This is a genomic window from Sphingomonas sediminicola (genome assembly GCF_049991885.1).
GTDB lineage: Bacteria > Pseudomonadota > Alphaproteobacteria > Sphingomonadales > Sphingomonadaceae > Sphingomicrobium > Sphingomicrobium sediminicola.
On sequence record NZ_CP178916.1, the window covers coordinates 338,608 to 355,694 of the forward strand.

At 63.8% G+C, this 17,087-nt stretch carries 17 protein-coding genes and 1 pseudogene; 10 read left to right on the forward strand and 8 right to left on the reverse strand.

From position 1 onward, the window contains the following. Positions 1 to 38 precede the first annotated feature (38 nt). The 3 genes from secY to ACMC5O_RS01790 are packed head-to-tail and all read left to right on the forward strand — an operon-like array spanning position 39 to position 2,640. On the forward strand, positions 39 to 1,400 hold the full coding sequence (gene secY, locus ACMC5O_RS01780; protein WP_187707953.1) for a preprotein translocase subunit SecY: 1,362 nt from the start codon (positions 39 to 41) through the stop codon (positions 1,398 to 1,400). Positions 1,401 to 1,422: 22 nt separating this feature from the next. Beyond that, positions 1,423 to 2,067 carry an adenylate kinase gene (locus ACMC5O_RS01785; RefSeq protein WP_187709945.1) on the forward strand — a complete coding sequence of 215 codons (645 nt, stop codon included), beginning with the start codon at positions 1,423 to 1,425 and terminating at the stop codon, positions 2,065 to 2,067. Positions 2,068 to 2,109: 42 nt separating this feature from the next. Continuing rightward, positions 2,110 to 2,640, forward strand: coding sequence for an ATPase (locus ACMC5O_RS01790; protein ID WP_187707952.1), 531 nt, complete (start codon positions 2,110 to 2,112; stop codon positions 2,638 to 2,640). On the opposite strand, the gene ACMC5O_RS01795 is transcribed toward ACMC5O_RS01790, so the two are convergent. Both ACMC5O_RS01795 and ACMC5O_RS01800 read right to left on the reverse strand, forming a co-directional pair. Then, a complete protein-coding gene (locus tag ACMC5O_RS01795; protein ID WP_187707951.1) occupies positions 2,637 to 3,128 on the reverse strand; it encodes a dihydrofolate reductase in 492 nt (163 codons plus the stop codon). The genes ACMC5O_RS01790 and ACMC5O_RS01795 overlap by 4 nt on opposite strands. Further along, complete coding sequence (locus tag ACMC5O_RS01800; RefSeq protein WP_426693150.1) at positions 3,125 to 3,940, reverse strand: class I SAM-dependent methyltransferase; 816 nt, start codon at positions 3,938 to 3,940, stop codon at positions 3,125 to 3,127. Before ACMC5O_RS01800 ends, ACMC5O_RS01795 begins: the two co-directional genes overlap by 4 nt. Positions 3,941 to 4,070: 130 nt before the next feature. On the opposite strand from ACMC5O_RS01800, the gene ACMC5O_RS01805 reads away from it, so the two are divergent. Continuing rightward, positions 4,071 to 5,495, forward strand: coding sequence for an FAD-binding oxidoreductase (locus tag ACMC5O_RS01805; RefSeq protein WP_426693151.1), 1,425 nt, complete (start codon positions 4,071 to 4,073; stop codon positions 5,493 to 5,495). Here ACMC5O_RS01805 and ACMC5O_RS01810 read toward each other — a convergent pair. The 3 genes from ACMC5O_RS01810 to ACMC5O_RS01820 are packed head-to-tail and all read right to left on the reverse strand — an operon-like array spanning position 5,477 to position 8,489. Beyond that, positions 5,477 to 5,995: a hypothetical protein gene (locus tag ACMC5O_RS01810; RefSeq protein WP_426693152.1), complete on the reverse strand. Its 519-nt coding sequence runs from the start codon at positions 5,993 to 5,995 to the stop codon at positions 5,477 to 5,479. The two genes, ACMC5O_RS01805 and ACMC5O_RS01810, sit on opposite strands and share 19 nt — an antisense overlap. A 24-nt stretch (positions 5,996 to 6,019) precedes the next feature. Further along, positions 6,020 to 6,979, reverse strand: a complete 960-nt coding sequence (locus tag ACMC5O_RS01815; protein ID WP_187707947.1) for a polysaccharide deacetylase family protein — start codon at positions 6,977 to 6,979, stop codon at positions 6,020 to 6,022. 4 nt (positions 6,980 to 6,983) lie between these two features. Continuing rightward, positions 6,984 to 8,489, reverse strand: a complete 1,506-nt coding sequence (locus ACMC5O_RS01820) for a CoA-acylating methylmalonate-semialdehyde dehydrogenase (protein WP_187709944.1) — start codon at positions 8,487 to 8,489, stop codon at positions 6,984 to 6,986. A 100-nt stretch (positions 8,490 to 8,589) separates the two neighbouring features. On the opposite strand from ACMC5O_RS01820, the gene ACMC5O_RS01825 reads away from it, so the two are divergent. From ACMC5O_RS01825 to ACMC5O_RS01845, 5 genes are read left to right on the forward strand one after another with little or no spacing between them, the layout of a single operon-like run. Then, positions 8,590 to 9,990, forward strand: coding sequence for a M20/M25/M40 family metallo-hydrolase (locus ACMC5O_RS01825; protein WP_187707946.1), 1,401 nt, complete (start codon positions 8,590 to 8,592; stop codon positions 9,988 to 9,990). Positions 9,991 to 10,031: 41 nt separating this feature from the next. After that, complete coding sequence (locus ACMC5O_RS01830) at positions 10,032 to 10,295, forward strand: DksA/TraR family C4-type zinc finger protein (protein ID WP_187707945.1); 264 nt, start codon at positions 10,032 to 10,034, stop codon at positions 10,293 to 10,295. Between the two features lie 19 nt (positions 10,296 to 10,314). Then, positions 10,315 to 12,591, forward strand: coding sequence for a ribonuclease R family protein (locus ACMC5O_RS01835; protein ID WP_426693153.1), 2,277 nt, complete (start codon positions 10,315 to 10,317; stop codon positions 12,589 to 12,591). A 37-nt stretch (positions 12,592 to 12,628) separates the two neighbouring features. After that, on the forward strand, positions 12,629 to 13,486 hold the full coding sequence (locus ACMC5O_RS01840) for a cytochrome c (RefSeq protein ID WP_187707944.1): 858 nt from the start codon (positions 12,629 to 12,631) through the stop codon (positions 13,484 to 13,486). A gap of 59 nt (positions 13,487 to 13,545) precedes the next feature. Then, the gene (locus ACMC5O_RS01845) at positions 13,546 to 14,175 is read left to right on the forward strand and encodes an NADPH-dependent FMN reductase (RefSeq protein WP_187707943.1); all 630 of its coding nucleotides are present in this window, start codon (positions 13,546 to 13,548) and stop codon (positions 14,173 to 14,175) included. A 73-nt stretch (positions 14,176 to 14,248) separates the two neighbouring features. Here ACMC5O_RS01845 and ACMC5O_RS01850 read toward each other — a convergent pair. Together ACMC5O_RS01850 and kynU are read right to left on the reverse strand one after the other, a co-directional pair. Then, positions 14,249 to 14,743: pseudogene (locus tag ACMC5O_RS01850) on the reverse strand (FxDxF family PEP-CTERM protein); the annotation flags it as partial. A gap of 181 nt (positions 14,744 to 14,924) precedes the next feature. Next, positions 14,925 to 16,151: a kynureninase gene (gene kynU / locus ACMC5O_RS01855; RefSeq protein ID WP_426693154.1), complete on the reverse strand. Its 1,227-nt coding sequence runs from the start codon at positions 16,149 to 16,151 to the stop codon at positions 14,925 to 14,927. Positions 16,152 to 16,236: 85 nt separating this feature from the next. Here kynU and ACMC5O_RS01860 point away from each other — a divergent pair, with 85 nt between their 5' ends. Further along, on the forward strand, positions 16,237 to 16,413 hold the full coding sequence (locus ACMC5O_RS01860) for a YegP family protein (RefSeq protein ID WP_187707941.1): 177 nt from the start codon (positions 16,237 to 16,239) through the stop codon (positions 16,411 to 16,413). Between the two features lie 9 nt (positions 16,414 to 16,422). Here the strand turns inward: ACMC5O_RS01860 and dcd are convergent, their stop codons facing one another. Then, entirely contained in the window at positions 16,423 to 16,977 is a 555-nt protein-coding gene (dcd, locus tag ACMC5O_RS01865) for a dCTP deaminase (protein ID WP_187707940.1), read from the reverse strand. Positions 16,978 to 17,087 lie beyond the last annotated feature (110 nt).

Consider the following 17,087-nt stretch of genomic DNA (forward strand, 5'->3'; position numbering starts at 1 on the left):
TCGCAGCACTGATGCTGCGCAGTCCGGGGACGAATTGAATGGCATCCGTAGCCGAACAAATGGCGGGTAACATCAGCCTGGCGAACTTCGCCAAGGCGACCGAGCTCAAGAAGAGGCTCTGGTTCACGCTCGGCGCGCTGATCCTGTTCCGGTTCCTGTCCTACGTTCCAATGCCGGGTATCGACCCGACCGCGATGACTTCGCTGTTCGATACCCAGAAGGGCGGCGTCCTCGACTTCTTCAACACTTTCTCCGGCGGTTCGCTGTCGCGCGCGAGTATCATCGCGCTCGGCGTCATGCCGTACATCACCGCGTCTATCGTCGTTCAGCTCGGCGCGACCCTCTACGGGCCGTGGCAGCAGTTGAAGAAAGAGGGTGAGACTGGCCGCAAGAAGATGAACCAGTACACCCGCTACCTGACCGTCTTGCTGACGTCGGTACAAGGCTACTGGATCGCGGTCGGGCTGGAGACGCTTGGCGCGACCCAGGGCATCAGCGCGGTGGTCGAACCGGGCCTCATGTTCCGCATCGCGGCGACCATCAGCCTCGTCGGCGGCACCTTGTTCCTCATGTGGATCGGTGAGCAGATCACCAGCCGAGGCATCGGCAACGGCGTGTCCCTCATCATCATGGCCGGCATCGTCGCATCGATGCCCGTCCATATCGCGCAGTTGTTCGAAGGTGGCCGCACGGGCACAATGGACCCGCTGCTCGTCGCCGCGATCGTCGCTCTGGCCGTCGGCCTCGTCCTGTTCATCTGCTTCGTCGAGCGCGCCCAGCGACGCGTCCCGATCCAGTATCCGAAGCGTCAAACCGCTCGCGGAATGATGCAGCCGGAGCGCAGCCACCTGCCGATCAAGATCAACATCGCGGGCGTCATCCCGCCGATCTTCGCATCGTCGCTGCTGCTGATGCCGCTGACCATCCTGCAGATGGCGGGCGCGCGCAGCAATCCGGATTCGGGCGATTGGCTGATCACCGTCAGCACCTACCTGCAGCACGGCTCGCCTCTGTACCTGCTGCTCTACGGCGCGGGCATTGCCTTCTTCTGCTTCTTCTACGCCGCGGTGCAGTTCAACAGCGAGGAGACCGCTGAGAATCTGAAGCGCCACGGCGGCTTCATCCCTGGCATCCGTCCCGGCAAGGCGACCGAGAATTACTTCGATTATCTGATCAGCCGGGTGACGGTGATCGGTGCGGCCTATCTCGTGCTGATCTGCCTCATTCCGGAGATCCTGTTCAGCCAGGCGGGCGTTCCCTTCTACCTGGGTGGCACCAGCCTCCTGATCGTCGTCAACGTCACGATGGATACGGTCGCGCAGATCCAGAGCCATCTGATCGCCCACCAGTACGGTGACCTCATCAAGAAGGCGAAGCTGAAGACCAGCCGCAAGCGCTGACCGGCTTTAGGGGGCCAGGATGCTGAACATCATTCTTCTTGGACCTCCCGGCGCGGGCAAGGGAACACAGGCGCAACGGCTTCAGGCCGATCGCGGCATGATCCAGCTCTCGACCGGCGACATGCTCCGCGCGGCGGTTAGAAGCGGATCGCCCATCGGCCTGAAGGCCAAGGCGATCATGGAAGCCGGCGAGCTTGTCAGCGACGCAATCGTAAGCGCGCTCATCGGTGAGCGGCTCGACGACATGGGGCAGGCGGGCGCGATCTTCGACGGCTATCCCCGCACGCGAGCACAGGCTGAGGCGCTCGACCTCCTTCTCGCCGAACGCGGCCGCTGCCTCGACTACGTCATCGAGCTTTGCGTGGACGAAGATGCGCTGGTTGAGAGGATCACTGGCCGCTTCACCTGCGCCAAGTGCGGTGCCGGTTATCACGATGTCTTCAAGCGTCCCAAGGTCGACGGCGTCTGCGACCTCTGCGGATCGACCGAGTTCGTCCGCCGTCCGGACGACAACGAGCAGACGGTGCGCACGCGGCTTGCCGAATATCGTGCGAAGACTGCTCCGATCCTGCCCTATTACGAAGAACGCGGCCTGGTGCGCCGTGTCGACGGCATGGGCTCGGTCGACGACGTCGCCGCCGAAATCGACGCCATCCTCGACAGCTAGGTCGATTTCGGGGCATCCTCCCTTTCGGCAGGGGAGGCGTGCATGAAGTGGATCGTCATCGCAGCAGGTCTTGCGTTCGCGCCGGCAGCCGCACAGGCCGAAATCGTCAGCTCCGGTCCGAACGGATTCCACGTCCGCCAGACGATGCAGCTCGTCGTGCCGCAGGAGGTCGCATTCGCCGCCTTCGGGCGCGTCGGTAGCTGGTGGAACAAGGATCATACCTACAGCGGCTATTCAGCGAACCTGAGCCTCTCGCTCAGTCCTGGCGGATGCTTCTGCGAGCGCCTGCCGAATGGCGGCGGCATCGAACATATGCGGGTCACGTATGCGGATCCCGGCAAGCGAGCCGTCCTGACCGGCTCGCTCGGCCCCTTGCTGTACGACGCGACGGTCGGATCGATGGACCTGAAATTCGAAAAGATCGCGGGCGGGACGCGCGTTACGATGGATTATCGCGTCGCTGGCTTCGCGAACGGGGGAGCCGAGAAGCTGGCGCCGGCGGTGGATGGCGTCCTTGCCGACCAGTTCAAGCGCTACCGAGAATATTCGCGCAACCAGCGCCCGGAGCGCTAGGCGCGCTCCAGCGTGATGAAATTGAAGGCAGGAGTATCGCCCTCGGCGGGATGAGCCTCCCGCGCGACTTCGCGCCATTCGCCGGCGGTGCGTGGGTCCACCATGAAGGTGTCGCCGGCGATCTCGCCTTGGACTTCTGTCAACTCCAACCTGTCGGCATGGGGCAAGAACATGTCAAAGATCTCGGCGCCGCCGATGATCGAGACCGGCTCGTCGCCAGCCATGCCGAGCGCTTCCTCAACGGAGTGAGCCACCTCAGCACCTGGAGCTGACCAGTTGCGGTCGCGCGTGAGGACGATGTGCCTCCGCCCGGGCAGGATACGGGGAAGGCTGTCGAACGTGCGCCGCCCCATGATCATTGCGCTGCCCATGGTCAGTGCCTTGAATCGCTTGAGGTCGGCGGAGATTCGCCACGGCAAATCCCCGTCGCGACCGATCGCGCCATTCGTCGCTCGGGCAACAACGAGGGTGACGATCTGTCGGTTCATGCTGCCTTGGATGCAGCCGTCATTACATAGGTCCGGCGCCCTTCGGCGAAGGCCTCAAACTTGGCGCTGCCCTCGATGGCGGCATAATTTTCAAGCTGCCGCTTGAGGAAGACGCGTCCGAACAAGGGGGCGTGACGCCGGATGACCTCCCGGCGGCGCGGGCTGTCGAGACGGCATGCCTCGGCCACATTGCCGGTGATGTCGCGGAACTCGGCCTGGAAGCCCGCCGACGCGAGGTCCTGCTCCATCGCCTCGCGGCGCCCCTGCTTCACTGTGTCGGCATAAAGCAGGATTCCGTCTGGCTTCAGAACGCGGGCCGCCTCCCGGAAGAAGCGGGGCCGGTCGCCATAGTCGTTCGACGCTTCGACATTTAGTACGACGTCGAAGCTGGCATCTGGAAACGGCAGGTCGAGCGCGCTTCCCTGGACAAAGTGCAGCCGTTCGCTCTCTCCATAGCGATCCCGGCAGAAGTCGACCGCGCTATGCGCCACGTCGAGGCCGGTCGCCTCGATCTCTGGCGCTTGCGACAGCAAGGCGGTGAGCCCGCCGCCACGTCCGCAGCTGACCTCGAGCAGCTTCATGCCGGGCCTAACGTCGCGCTCCTCCCGCAACCGCTGGAGAAGCTGGAGGTACATCTGATGCTGGAAGCGCTGCGGATGGTCGCCCTCGGCGGGAGCAAAGCCGTAATTGTTGGTGGTCGTTTCGCCCCAGTCGATCGAATAGAATCGGTTCCAGAGGGCAGGGCGCTTTGAATGATCGTCCCGGGCCCTCCGAAGGCTGCGCTGGAACAGCTTGCCGCTTATCAGGCCCAATCCGGCGACAGCCGCGGCCGCGCCCATAACCTGCCATAAAATCATAGAAATTCGTCACTCCCCGAAGCGCAAGCAATGGAGCGGTTCGAGTGCGATGCCAAGCCACTGAATCCGCGCTAAGGCGGCGTACATGGCGAAAGTGCTGCAACAGGACGGCATCCATCTGCTGATCGAGGAGGTTCGCAGCCGCTTCGGACCGAAGGCGGCGATCACCGATCGAGCCGACGTGGAGCCGTGGCTGACCGATTGGCGCGGCAAGTATCATGGCGACTCGGCCGCAATCCTGTCTCCGGCATCGACGGAAGAAGTTGCGGGAATAGTGAAGCTCGCTGCGGAGCGCCGTGTGCCCCTCATTCCCCAAGGCGGTAATACGGGCATGGTCGGCGGAGCGACGCCGCCTTCGGATGGATCGGCGCTGATCCTTTCGCTCAGACGAATGAACCGCATCCGGTCCATCGATACCGGGTTGGCCGTTGCGGAGGCCGGTCTAATCCTTTCCAGCCTGCACGAACGAGCGTCCGAGACCGGGCAGCGCTTTCCGCTCACGCTCGGGGCGCGCGGGAGCTGCACGATCGGTGGCCTTGTCGCAACAAACGCCGGCGGAACGCAGGTTCTAAAGTTCGGAACGATGCGATCCTTGGTTCTCGGCTTGGAGGCGGTGCTCCCGGACGGATCGATTCACGATGGACTGTCCGGCCTCAAAAAGGACAATCGCGGCTACAATCTCGACCAGCTGCTTGCCGGGTCGGAAGGTACGCTGGGAATCGTTACCGCAGCGGCGCTCCGTCTTGTTCCGGCAATTGGATCGCGCGCAGTCGCGTGGGTTGGCCTGTCGAACGCGCAGGGGGCGCTGGAGCTTCTTCAGTTCCTGCAATCGAAGACGGACCGCATCGAGGGATTCGAGATCGTGCCCGCCGACTGCCTGGAACTCGTGCTTAAGCACGTGCCTGGCACGCGCAGCCCCCTCGAGGGGCAGCATTCGTGGAATGTGCTGATCGAGGCGACGGCTGACAGCGGCCAGGCTGATCCGGCAGATCGGGTCCAGGAGCTGCTTGGCGAGGCCCTGCAACGCGGCCTGATCGAAGATGCGACGCTCGCAACGTCCGAAGCACAGGCTGAGGCCTTCTGGCGCATCCGCGATTCCATTTCCGAGGCCGAGCGGGCGGACGGCCCGACGCTTGCCCACGACATTTCCGTTCCCATTGCCGACATGCCGCGATTCATGACTGTGACCGCGGCAGAGGTGGAGCAGGCCTTCCCGGGCACACAGGCCAGCGGGTTCGGCCATCTCGGCGACGGCAACGTCCACTTCCATGTGCGGGGTGACGCGGTGCGCGGGCACGAGTCCGAGATCTCGCACATGGTCTACGATCTCGTGACCCTCGCCGGCGGGTCGATCTCCGCCGAGCACGGCATCGGCCAGTTGAAGCTCGACGAGCTGGAGCGGCTTGGGCCGCCCGCCAAGCTCCATGCTCTTCGCGCGATCAAGCAGGCGCTCGATCCGCTAGGGCTTATGAATCCGGGGAAGCTGATCCGTCAGGCGCAGCGCACGTAGGCGAAGCTCTTCATCGGGCTGCTCTCGGTCCGCACCAGCTTGTTGCTCTGGATCTCCAGCGCCTCATACTTCTTCCAGGTCATCCCTTCGCCTGTGAAGGCGAAGTCGCCGCTGGCGGATGTTCCGGACGTCTTGAGCTCGCCGGCCGGCTTGGCGACCGACTCGTAGAACTTAAGACCGTCAGCCGACACGATTAGAAGTCCCTTTGCGTCGCCGCGCGTCGAAGAGCAATCGGCCGGGGTCATGCCCCATCGGCCATGAAGCGATGCGGGGATTTTGCCGGGCGCCGCCTTTACGGGGGAGGCCGATGCATCGTCGACACCGGCGTCCCGCTCGTTGGCCGGCGTAGAGTCGCTCTCGTCGGGTGGAAGGACGTCGATTTCCGCCTGCGAAGCTGAAGGATTGTCCGCATTGTCAGCCACCGGATCGCGGCTGCCGCTGCAGGCACCCATTGTCATGATCGACGCTATCGTGACGATCGGGAAGATAAAGCGGATCATGCCGCCTTAACGCCCCCGAAGCGATTACGGTTTCCCCTTGTCCCGCGGCTGGACCTGCTTCGGACGCTCGTGGAGGACCCGCTCATCGAACAAGCGATTGGCGAGATCTATGTCGTTGCGCTCGTACCAGCGCGGCTTGGGAAGGCCTTTTTCCCATGCGGCGAGCTCGACCAAGGTCCCATTTGCGTAGGGAACGTTGGGCGCGAGCTTCGAGATAGGATCGGCATAGGCTTCGTCGGCAGTGATGATCGTCCAGCCGTCCTTGCGCAGCTCCTCGGCGAGGTCTGCGATGAACAGGGCAGCGATGTCCGTTTCATGCAGGACAATGACCTGAGCCGGCTGCCGGCCCCAGGTCTTGCGCGCCAGCTGGTCGGCAAAGTCGGCTGCTCCCACCATCGTCTCGACATAGAGGTCGCGAAGGGCGTCCCTGTCGATTGTCTTGCCCGCCTTCACTGCATCGGCGGTCCGGCTTTCGATATTCCAGTCGGATCCGTCGACCGTCGCATAGCCGTTGTGGAGTCCCCGCGCCTTCAGCGCCGCCCGCACCGCCGCGACCTTGGCCTTGTCGTCGCCACCCTCGTCGAGAAACGGGTAGCGGAACCAGGGACGGCGCCCCTCGCGGCCCTTGAGGAAGTCCTCGGCCTTATCGACGTCCGCCATATAGTCGGCTGCGCTAAGTGCATTGAGGTGCGGGTGGGTGAAGCTGTGGTCCGCGATGACGTGGCCAGCGGCGACATAAGCTTCGATCCGCTCCGCACCGCCAATGCCGTCGTCATGCCCGATCTGCCCGGGCACGAGATAGAAGGCAGCCTGCTTCACGCCGGCTTTGTGAAGTCCGGCGATCAGCCGGATCGTCCGCTCGTCGGGCGTGAAGAAGGCCCCGCGGCCGCGCGGAACATCGTCGAAGGTGAAGGCGACGCGCTTCTGGGCCTCTGCTCCCGACCAGCTGGTGATCAGGAGCAGGAGGAACAGCAAGACCCGCATCAGTTTAGGCGAAGGTCGGGATGTGGAAGGCAGCCTTGTCGCCAGCGCCATCAACGAAGCCGTCCGGCCAGCGCTGGGTGACGATCTTGTTCTTGGTCCAGAACTTCACGCCTTCCATACCGTATTGGTTGGTGTCGCCGAAGCCCGAGCGCTTCCACCCGCCGAAGCTGTGGTAGCTGACCGGCACCGGAATCGGCACGTTCACGCCGACCATTCCGACATTGACGCGCGCGGTGAATTCGCGGGCGGCGTGGCCGTTGCGGGTGAAGATGGCGACTCCGTTGCCATATTCATGCTCGGACGGAAGGCGGACGGCCTCCTCGAAGTCCTTTGCACGGACCATCTGCAGGACGGGCCCGAAAATCTCCTCCTTGTAGGTCCGCATCGTCGGCTTGACGTGATCGAAGAAGGTCGGGCCGATGAAGAAGCCTTTCTCGTGGCCCTGCAGCTTGAACCCGCGGCCGTCAACGACCAGCTTCGAACCTTCGTCGATCGCCATCTGGATGTAATCCTCGACCCGCTTCTTGTGCGCGGCGTTGACGACCGGGCCGTAGTGCGCCTCCGGATCGGTCGACACGCCCACGCGCAACTTTGCGATCGCCGGGATCAGCTTTTCGCGCAACGCATTGGCGGTCTCCTCGCCGACCGGGACGACAACCGGGAGCGCCATGCAACGCTCGCCCGCCGAGCCGAAGGCCGCGCCGGTGAGGTCGTTGACGACCTGGTCGAGGTCGGCGTCGGGCATGACGATGCCGTGGTTCTTGGCTCCGCCGAACGCCTGCACGCGCTTGTTGTTCGCGGTGCCGCGCGAATAGATGTACTGCGCGATGTCGGACGATCCGACGAAGCTGACCGCCTTGATGTCTGGATGGTCGAGGATGGCGTCGACCATTTCCTTGTCGCCATGGACGACGTTGAGGATGCCATCGGGCAGGCCCGCTTCCTTCATCAGCTCGGCAAGGCGGATCGGTACGGTTGGGTCGCGCTCGGACGGCTTCAGGATGAAGGCGTTGCCGCAGGCGATCGCCATCCCGAACATCCACATCGGAATCATCGCCGGGAAGTTGAACGGCGTAATGCCGGCGCCGATGCCGAGCGGCTGGCGCATCGAATAGACGTCGATGCCGGGGCCCGCGCCTATCGTATATTCGCCTTTGAGCGCCTGCGGGATGCCGCAAGCGAACTCGATCACCTCGAGCCCGCGCTGAACGTCGCCCTTGGCGTCGGCGATGACCTTGCCGTGTTCGGAGCTGAGCGCGTGGGCCAGCTCGTCCATGTGCGCTTCGACCAATTCCTTGAACTTGAACATGACGCGGGCGCGGCGCTGCGGATTGGTCGCGGCCCATGCTGGCTGCGCGGCCCTGGCGGCATCCATTGCGCGCTCAAGATCGGCGGCGGTGCCGAGCCGAACTTTCGCCTGCACCTGTCCTTGGTTGGGGTCGAAGACGTCGCCGCTGCGGTCGCCTGAAGAAAAGCTCTCGCCGCCGATGAAATGGTCGATCTCGCGCAACATGAAGAAGGTCCTTGAATCAGCTGTTCCGGGGTTGCGGTTCCCCTAGACCCGCGGCCTCGCAAATGCCAGTTGCAGTGGCGGAGAGAGGAGACGTGGTGTGCGTAGACTTGGACTGCTTCCCTGCCTTGCCTTGATCGCCGCCGCGCCGGCGTCGCCCGATGCGAAGCTGAAGGAGATCATCGCTCCCGTCAGCGGCGCGCAGATGAAGCGGACGGTCGAGAAGCTGGTGAGCTTCGGAACGCGTCACACGCTCTCTTCGCAGACCGATCCGAAGCGCGGAATCGGCGCTGCGCTCGACTGGACGCAAGGCCAGTTCAAGAGCTTCGGCCTGCCGACCGAGCGGCCGTGCGACACCTTCACCGGAACGCGCATCCCGACGCCGACGCGTATCTGCGACATGATTGCCGTCCAGCGCGGTACGGAGCGGCCGAACGACGTGGTCATCATCACGGGTCACATCGACAGCCGCGTGACCGATCCGATGAACGCCAAGGATGATGCGCCAGGCGCGAACGACGACGGGTCAGGCACCGCCGCGGTCATCGAGGCGGCGCGCGTGCTCTCGAAGCACAAGTTCCCCGGCACCATCGTCTATGCGGCGCTCTCGGGTGAGGAGCAGGGACTCTACGGCGGCAAGGTGCTCGCGGCCTATTCGAAGGCGCAGGGCTGGAACGTCGTCGCCAACCTCAACAACGACATCATCGGCAACAGCTGCGGCTCGGACGGCGTGTGCAACGACAAGGTCGTGCGCGTCTTCTCCGAAGGCCCGCGATGGCAGGGGCATGAGCAGCTCGCAAAGGACCTCCGTAGCCTCGGCGGCGAGAATGACGCGCCGCCGCGCAACATCTCGCGCTATCTCGACAGCCTCGCTGACCGGCTGAACATCGGCCTCGACGTGATGCAGGTCTGGCGCAACGACCGCTTTGGCCGTGGCGGCGACCACACCGAGTTCCTCAACGCGGGCTATCCGGCGGTGCGACTCTCGGTCGCGGTCGAGAATTACAACTGGCAGCACCAGGACCTTCGGACCGAAAACGGCATCAAGTACGGCGACACGATCGAGAACATGGACTTCCCCTATCTGGAGAAGATCGCGAAGCTGAACGTTGCCGCGCTTGCTGCCCTCGCGAACGCTCCGCCGCCGCCTGAGCCGAAGGTGGAGGGAGCCGTAAGCACGGATACTTCAATTAGTTTCCAGCCTGTCCCAGCGGCATATTTCATGATTCGCTGGCGGCGCACCGACAGCAATCAGTGGGAGCATTCGCAAAAGCACGTTGGCCCAGAAACCATCGTCACACACTGCAGGCCGACGCCGGAGTGCCAAGCGGCGTTCGAAAAGCAAGAGCAGCGAGTGGCCCTTCCTCATGTTCGCGTCGATGACTGGGTGTTCGGTGTCTCGTCAGTCAGCAAGGATGGCTTCGAAAGCCCAGTCGCTTCCGCCGTCCCGGGCGGAGCGTTCAGGCCGTATGTCGCCCTTCCGCCGGAACCCGTGAAATAGCACCGCTTCCTCCCTATATTGCGTGGGAGAAAGGAAGGCTTATGGCCGGCGGATGGACGCGCGATGGCGCGGTTCAGGACCAGATCGACGACACCGTGAAGGACGCGATCCTTCGCGCCCGCGCGCTCACGCCCCAAGGCGAGAGCGCGGAGGAATGCGACGATTGCGGAGAGCCTATCCCGAAGCGGCGTCGCGAGGCGCTTCCAGGCGTGCGCACCTGCGTCGCCTGCCAATCCGAACGCGACAAGGCGATCGTCCACTCGACCATCAATCGGCGGGGCAGCAAGGATAGCCAGCTGCGCTAGGCGCGTTTAGGGCCTGACCATGGTTCGCAAACGTTCGGCCGGGCTCCCCACCCGCAAGCAGATCCTCGATTTCATCGCGACTTCCGACCAGCCGGCGGGCAAGCGCGAGATCGCGCGGGCGTTCGGCCTGTCGGGGCAGGACAAGATCCTGCTCAAGGCCCTCCTCAAGGACATGGCGGACGAGGGCTTGATCGACAGTGCCCCCGGTCGCGCCTTCCACAAGTCGGGCGGGGTGCCGAAAGTCACTGTTCTGCGGGTCGTAGAGGCCGACGACAGCGGCAACATCTTCGCGGTGCCAGAGCAGTGGCACGCGGACGGACCACCACCGCGTCTTCGCGTCCTTGAGCGCGGCCGGCGCGGAGCGCTCGGCATCGGCGACCGCATCCTCGCTCGGACCGAGGAGCGTGGACAGGGCTATGCCGCCCACCCGATGAAAAAGCTGATGCGCTCGGCCGAGCTGGTGCTCGGCGTCGTGCGCAAGGAAGGCGAACGTTTCTGGCTTACTCCCGTCGAGAAGAAAGAGCGGCGCGAGCTGGCGATTGCCGATTTGAAGGACGCCGAGCCGGGCGACCTCGTTCTGTGCGAAGTCTCGGGACGGCCCCCCCGCGTGACCGCCCGCGTCGACGCCGTGCTCGGGGACCCGTTCGCACCGCGCAGCTTCAGCCTCATCGCCATCCACAAGCACGGCCTGCGCCACGAATTCCGGCAGGAGGCGATCGACGAGGCCCATCGCGTGTCGCAGCAGAAGCTCGGCGAGCGAGAGGACCTCACGCACCTTCCGATCGTCGCCATCGATCCCGCCGACGCGCGCGACCATGACGATGCCATCTGGGCCGCGCCGGACGATGACGATGACAACAAGGGCGGCTGGAAGGCGATCGTCGCAATTGCCGATGTCAGCTTCTACGTGCGCCCAGGCTCCGAGCTCGACCGTGAAGCGAGGGCGCGAGGGAACAGCGTCTACTTTCCCGACCGCGTCGTACCGATGCTTCCGGAAGAATTGTCCGCCGACATATGCTCCTTGAAGGAAGGGCAGGTGCGGGCGGCGATGGCCTGCCACATGAAGATCGCAAAGGACGGCTCGCTCAAGAGCTGGCGATTTACGCGGGCAAAGATTTGCATCGCCGCAAACATTGCCTACGAAGATGCACAGGCCGCGATCGACGCTGCGGGAGAGGCGAGGGGCGACGTATCCTCGCCGACTTGCTCGATGCCGGACGTCGAAGGGGCGGTCCCTGCCGAACTAGTTCGAACCGCTCTCCAGCCGCTCTGGGGCGCATGGCGTGCGCTCCTCGCAGCCCGCAACAAGCGAGAACCGCTCGAGCTCGATATCCCCGAGCGCCGCGTGATGCTCGACGAGAAGGGCCGCATCGCCTCCATCGCCCCGCGCGACCGGCTCGAGGCGCACCGCCTGGTCGAGGACTTCATGATCGCCGCCAACGTCGCGGCCGCCCGCGCGCTGGAGGCGAAGAGGGCTCCGGTCATGTACCGCGTCCACGAAGCGCCAGGCCGCGAGAAGCTGGTGGCGCTGAAGGACTATCTCGCCACCTTCGATCTGGAGTTCGCGCTAGGTCAGGTGATCAAACCGGCAACCTTCAACCGCATCATCGAGCGGCTCGGCGACGCCAGCGGCCGCGCTGAAATCATGGAGCAATTGCTCCGCACGCAGATGCAGGCGCGTTACGGGCCGGAGCGGCTTGGTCACTTCGGCCTCGCGCTGGCGACTTACGCGCACTTTACCTCGCCGATCCGCCGCTATGCCGACCTTCTGGTTCACCGTGCCCTCGTAAGTGCATACAGGCTCGGCGAAGGGGGCCTTCCGCCAGAAGACGCCGAGCATTTCGAGCGCACTGGCGAGCAAATCTCGATGCTCGAACGCCGCGCGATGGAGGCCGAGCGCGAGACGATCGATCGCTACGTCGCCGCTTTCCTCGCCGACCAAGTCGGCCAGCTGGTCGAATGCCGAATCACGGGCGTGCAGCCGTTCGGCTTTTTCGCGACGGTCGAAGATCTTGGCGGAGATGGCCTCGTCCTCGCCCAGACTCTGGGCCAGGAATATTTCCGCTACGACGAGGCCGCGCGCCAACTCATCGGCGACGAAACAGGCGAAATCTATCGCGTCGGCCAGCGCCTGACGCTCAGGCTCGCCGAAGCCAACCCAGTATCCGGCTCGCTTCGCTTCGAGCTGCCGGAAGGGAGCTACGGCGGCCCGCGCACGAGGCCGGAACGCCGCGATCGCGTGCGCGGCCGGCGTGGGAGACCGTTAAACATCCGTCACGATTCCCGCCGCCGCTAAATCTCGCTATGGGCCGCCAAAAAAGGGGGCATTGAATATGGCGAAGCTGTTGCGTTGGACGGGGTACGTCGTTGGCGTTCTGTTGCTGCTGATCGTCCTCGCCGCAGCTTATGTCTGGATCGCGTCCGCACAGAAATTGAATGCTCGGGTCGAGCCCAGGCCCGAGCGGCTGATTCCGATGGAGCAGGCGAGCCTCGAGGAGGGCCAGCACCTTCTCGTCACTCGCGCATGTGCCGAGTGCCACGGTCCCGACCTGCGCGGAACCAAGTTCCTGGACGTTCCGAACGTAGCGACTCTCTACGCGCCGAACCTGACCCTCGTTGCAAAGCAGGCAAGCGACCAGCAGCTTGCGCAGGCCATTCGCCAAGGCATCGGCTACCAGGGCGAATCCCTCCTTGTGATGCCCTCCGAAAGCTATGCGAACCTCACGGACGCCGAGGTTGCCGCGCTGATCAAGGCGATCCGCGCCACCCCGACCGGCGGTCAGCGGACCCCGCCGCGCAGCGTCGGACCGCTCGGCCGGATCGGGCTTGCCGCAGGCCAGTTCAAAATGGCGCCACAGGTGGTCGAGGATTATGCGGCAGCGCAGGCTGCCGATTTTGGCCCCAAGTTCGCCGCAGGCCGGCACATTGCCGTGACGGTATGCAGCGGCTGCCATGGGTCCACACTCTCGGGCAAGGAGGCGGAGCCCGGAACGATCGCGCCCGACCTGACCATGGCGGGGAGCTACGATCTGCCGGCATTCAAGAAGTTGATGCATACCGGACTGCCGCCGTCCGGCCGCGAGCTGAAGATGATGACCGGCGTGTCGCGGAAGGCCTTCAGCCACTTCACCGACGAGGAGATTGCGGCACTGCACGCCTACCTCGTCGAACGCGCGCGGCGAGCACCCTGACGAGGCAGTCGCAACCTTTGCCTCGCCTCGTCATTGGAACGGACAAAGGAGCACGAGCCATGGCTTACAAGATCGCGATCCTCGTCGGCAGCCTTCGGAAGGACAGTCTCAACCGAAAGGTCGCACGGTCGATTTGCGCGCTTCGCAACGACAATCTCGATTGCTCGATGATCGAGATCGGCGATCTGCCCCTCTACAACCAGGACCTGGACGAAAGCCCTCCTGAGCAATGGTTGCGCTTCCGCGAGCAGGTGGGCGCGGCCGACGGTGTGCTGTTCGTCTCTCCGGAATATAATCGCGGCATCCCCGGCGGTCTCAAGAACGCGATCGATATCGGTTCACGGCCCTACGGTAAGAGCGTGTTCGACAAGAAGCCCGCGGCGATCGTCACCGTGTCGCCAGGGTCGATTGGCGGCTTCGGCTCGAATCACCAGATCCGTCAGGCCGCGGTCTTCCTGAACATGCCGGTCATGCAACAGCCGGAAGCTTATCTGGGCCACGTCAACGATGACAGTTTCGACGCTGACGGCTGCCTGAAGGAGGGATCACTGAAGGACCTTGTCAGTGTCCTGGCCCACGCCTTCTCCGGCTGGGTCGAGATGATCCATCGCTCGCGGGCTCTGCTGGCGGAGGATTCAGCCCATGCCGCGCAGGCAAAGAAGGACGAGCCGGCGTTGATGAAGTCCTGACGGGGTCCTTCCATGCACAACGAAAAAGGGCGGCTCAGCGAGCCGCCCTTTTCCTCGACAGATTGAACCTGGTTTACGCGGCTTGCGCGAGTACCGGAGCGCGACGGCGACGCATCGCAAAACCGACTGCGCCGAAGCCGAGGAGCATCATCGCCCACGTAGCCGGCTCTGGAACGGCACGGATGTCGATGTGGCCGCCCATCTGGCCGTCAACGCCCGTGGTGCCCATGATCGTCAACGTATACTGGCCGGCGAGGAGGCCAACTGTCGGCGTCGTCCAGCGCTCGAAAGTCGGATCGTTGAACTGGATTGCCAGATTGATCGGGCCGCTAGGACCGGTCAGGATCGCGCTGGTGAAGCTCACCGAAGCGAACGTGGTCACCAGGCTGAGGACATATTCGCCGGGATCCGTGTTCGTGAACGTGAGCGTTTCCGTGAACGGATCCGTCATGCCGCTGTCTTGATAGTTGATCCGGAGAATGTCGCCGACAACGTCCGGTCCGCTCGTGTTCATCGTCGATGAATCGATCGTTACGGTCGCGCTTGCGGCCGATCCAATTGCCAGCGCAGCCGCGCCAACCATTCCCAATATCAGTTTGCGCATTCGACACCTCCAATGGGGGGGCGCGCCCCTTTAACGACTCGCCGTCCGAGTCGCGCGAGCTGGATTATTAACCCAGATTGTGACGTTTATGGTAACGCTTTTTTAACCGCAGTCTGTCCCATTTCGAAACAGGACTGAACAATCGTCAGGTCACCGTCTGCTTCCGCCGGAAATCCGTCCGATCCCACTCGCGGGTTGCAAGGATCTCTGAAAGCGAGGCCGCCGCCAGCCACGCGTCTTCAAAACCGTTGTAGAGCGGTGCGAAGCCGAACCGCATCAGGTCCGGCGGGCGGAAGTCGCCGGTGATCCCGCGGGCAATCAGCGCCTGCATCACGGCATAGCCTTGCGGGTGTGCGAAGCAGACATGGCTGCCGCGAGCCTTGGGGTCCCGCGGGCTGGCCAGCGCGAGCTCGTCACCGCAGCCTTGTTCGACCGCGTCGATGAAGAAGGCCGTGATTGCCTCGGCCTTCGCCTCGATGGCGGCCATGCTCACGCCTTCGAACGCGGATAGTCCGCCTTCCAGGGCGGCGAGAGCTAGGATGGAGGGCGTACCCGTTAGGAAGCGGTTGATTCCGGATGCGGGGCTGTAGGACGAGGCAAAGTCGAACGGACTGGCGTGGCCCATCCAGCCGGAGAGCGGGGATTGAAGGCTGTCCTGTAATTGCTCGGCGACGAACAGGAATGCCGGGGCGCCCGGGCCGCCATTGAGATATTTATAGCCGCAGCCCACCGCGAGATCGCAGCCGCTGCCGTTGAGGTCGAGCTGGGTCGCTCCGGCGCTGTGCGACAGGTCCCAGAGTGTCAGCGCGCCCGCGGCGTGCGCCGCCGCATTCAGCGCTTCCATGTCGTGGCGAGCGCCGCTTCGATAGTCGACGTGTGTCAGGAAGAGGGCTGCCGTGTTCTCGTCCAGGGCGCCTGCGAGTTCGGCGGCCGGAATGACTTTGAGCTCGAGCCCAGGGCGCAGCCTGATTAGTCCTTCCGCCGCATAGACATCGGTTGGGAAATTCCCCTGCTCGGTCAGGATTGTCGATCGGCCGGGCCGGGCAGCGACTGCGGCGCCGAGAAGCTTGAAAAGGCAGACCGTGGTCGAATCGGCGATCAGGAGCTCGGCCGGCTCTGCGCCCACGATCGGAGCGAGCCTGGCGGCGACGCGTTGCGGCCATTCGATCCAGCCGTGCTTGTTCCAGCTGGTGATGAGGTCTTCGCCCCATTGCCGCTCGATGACGTCGAACAGGTGCGGAGACGTCGCCTTTGGCAATGCACCCAGCGAATTGCCGTCTAGGTAAATGGCGCCGTCGGGCAAGACGAAACGCTCTCGCGCCTCGCGCAGCGGATCGGAAGCGTCCAGATTTCGTGCCTGATCGAGGGTCACCGTGCTCGCAATCGATCAACCGCCTTGAAACTGCAATCCCGTGGGCGCATGCCGCCACGTCACTAACGCAGGTTAGGAGGTCGCCATGGCACACAAGTTTGTGATCAAACAGTCGTCGAACGGCCAGTACATCGCCAGCTTCGAATATAATGGCGAGAAGGTCTTTTGGACCGAAACCTACAAGTCAAAGGCGTCGGCGCAGAACGCGATCGACTCCATCAAGAAGAACGGCCCGATGGCGGAGGTCCACGACGCCACCTGACGCGGTTCGCTAGAGCTTCGGCAGGGTGACCCCGCGCTGGCCCATATATTTACCGGCGCGGTCGGCGTAGCTCACCTCGCACGGCTCGTTGCCAGCCAAGAACAGGAACTGGCACGCGCCTTCATTGGCGTAAACCTTCGCCGGGAGCGGCGTGGTATTGGAGAATTCCAGCGTCACATGGCCTTCCCAGCCGGGCTCCAGCGGCGTGACGTTCACGATGATTCCGCAACGCGCATAAGTCGACTTTCCCAGGCAGATGACGAGCACGTCGCGCGGTACGCGGAAATACTCAACGGTGCGCGCGAGAGCGAAGCTGTTGGGCGGGATGATGCACACTTCGGTCTTGCGATCGACAAAGCTGTTCGAAGCGAAATCCTTCGGGTCGACCGTCGCCGAATCCACGTTGGTGAAGATCTTGAACTCGTCGGCGACGCGCGCGTCGTAGCCGTATGAGCTGAGGCCGTAGCTGATGCACCCCTCGCGGCGCTGCGCCTCGACGAACGGCTCGATCATTCCGTTGGACTGGGCCTGCTCGCGAATCCAGCGATCTGAGAGAATGGACATGGATGAGTGGCCTAACGGCCACCATTTCCGCCATCAATCAGCCGCTTCTTTTTTCTGTGGATGCGGCCCGTTCGCAAAAATCGCTGCCTTGCCCGACCCGGCTGTCCAAT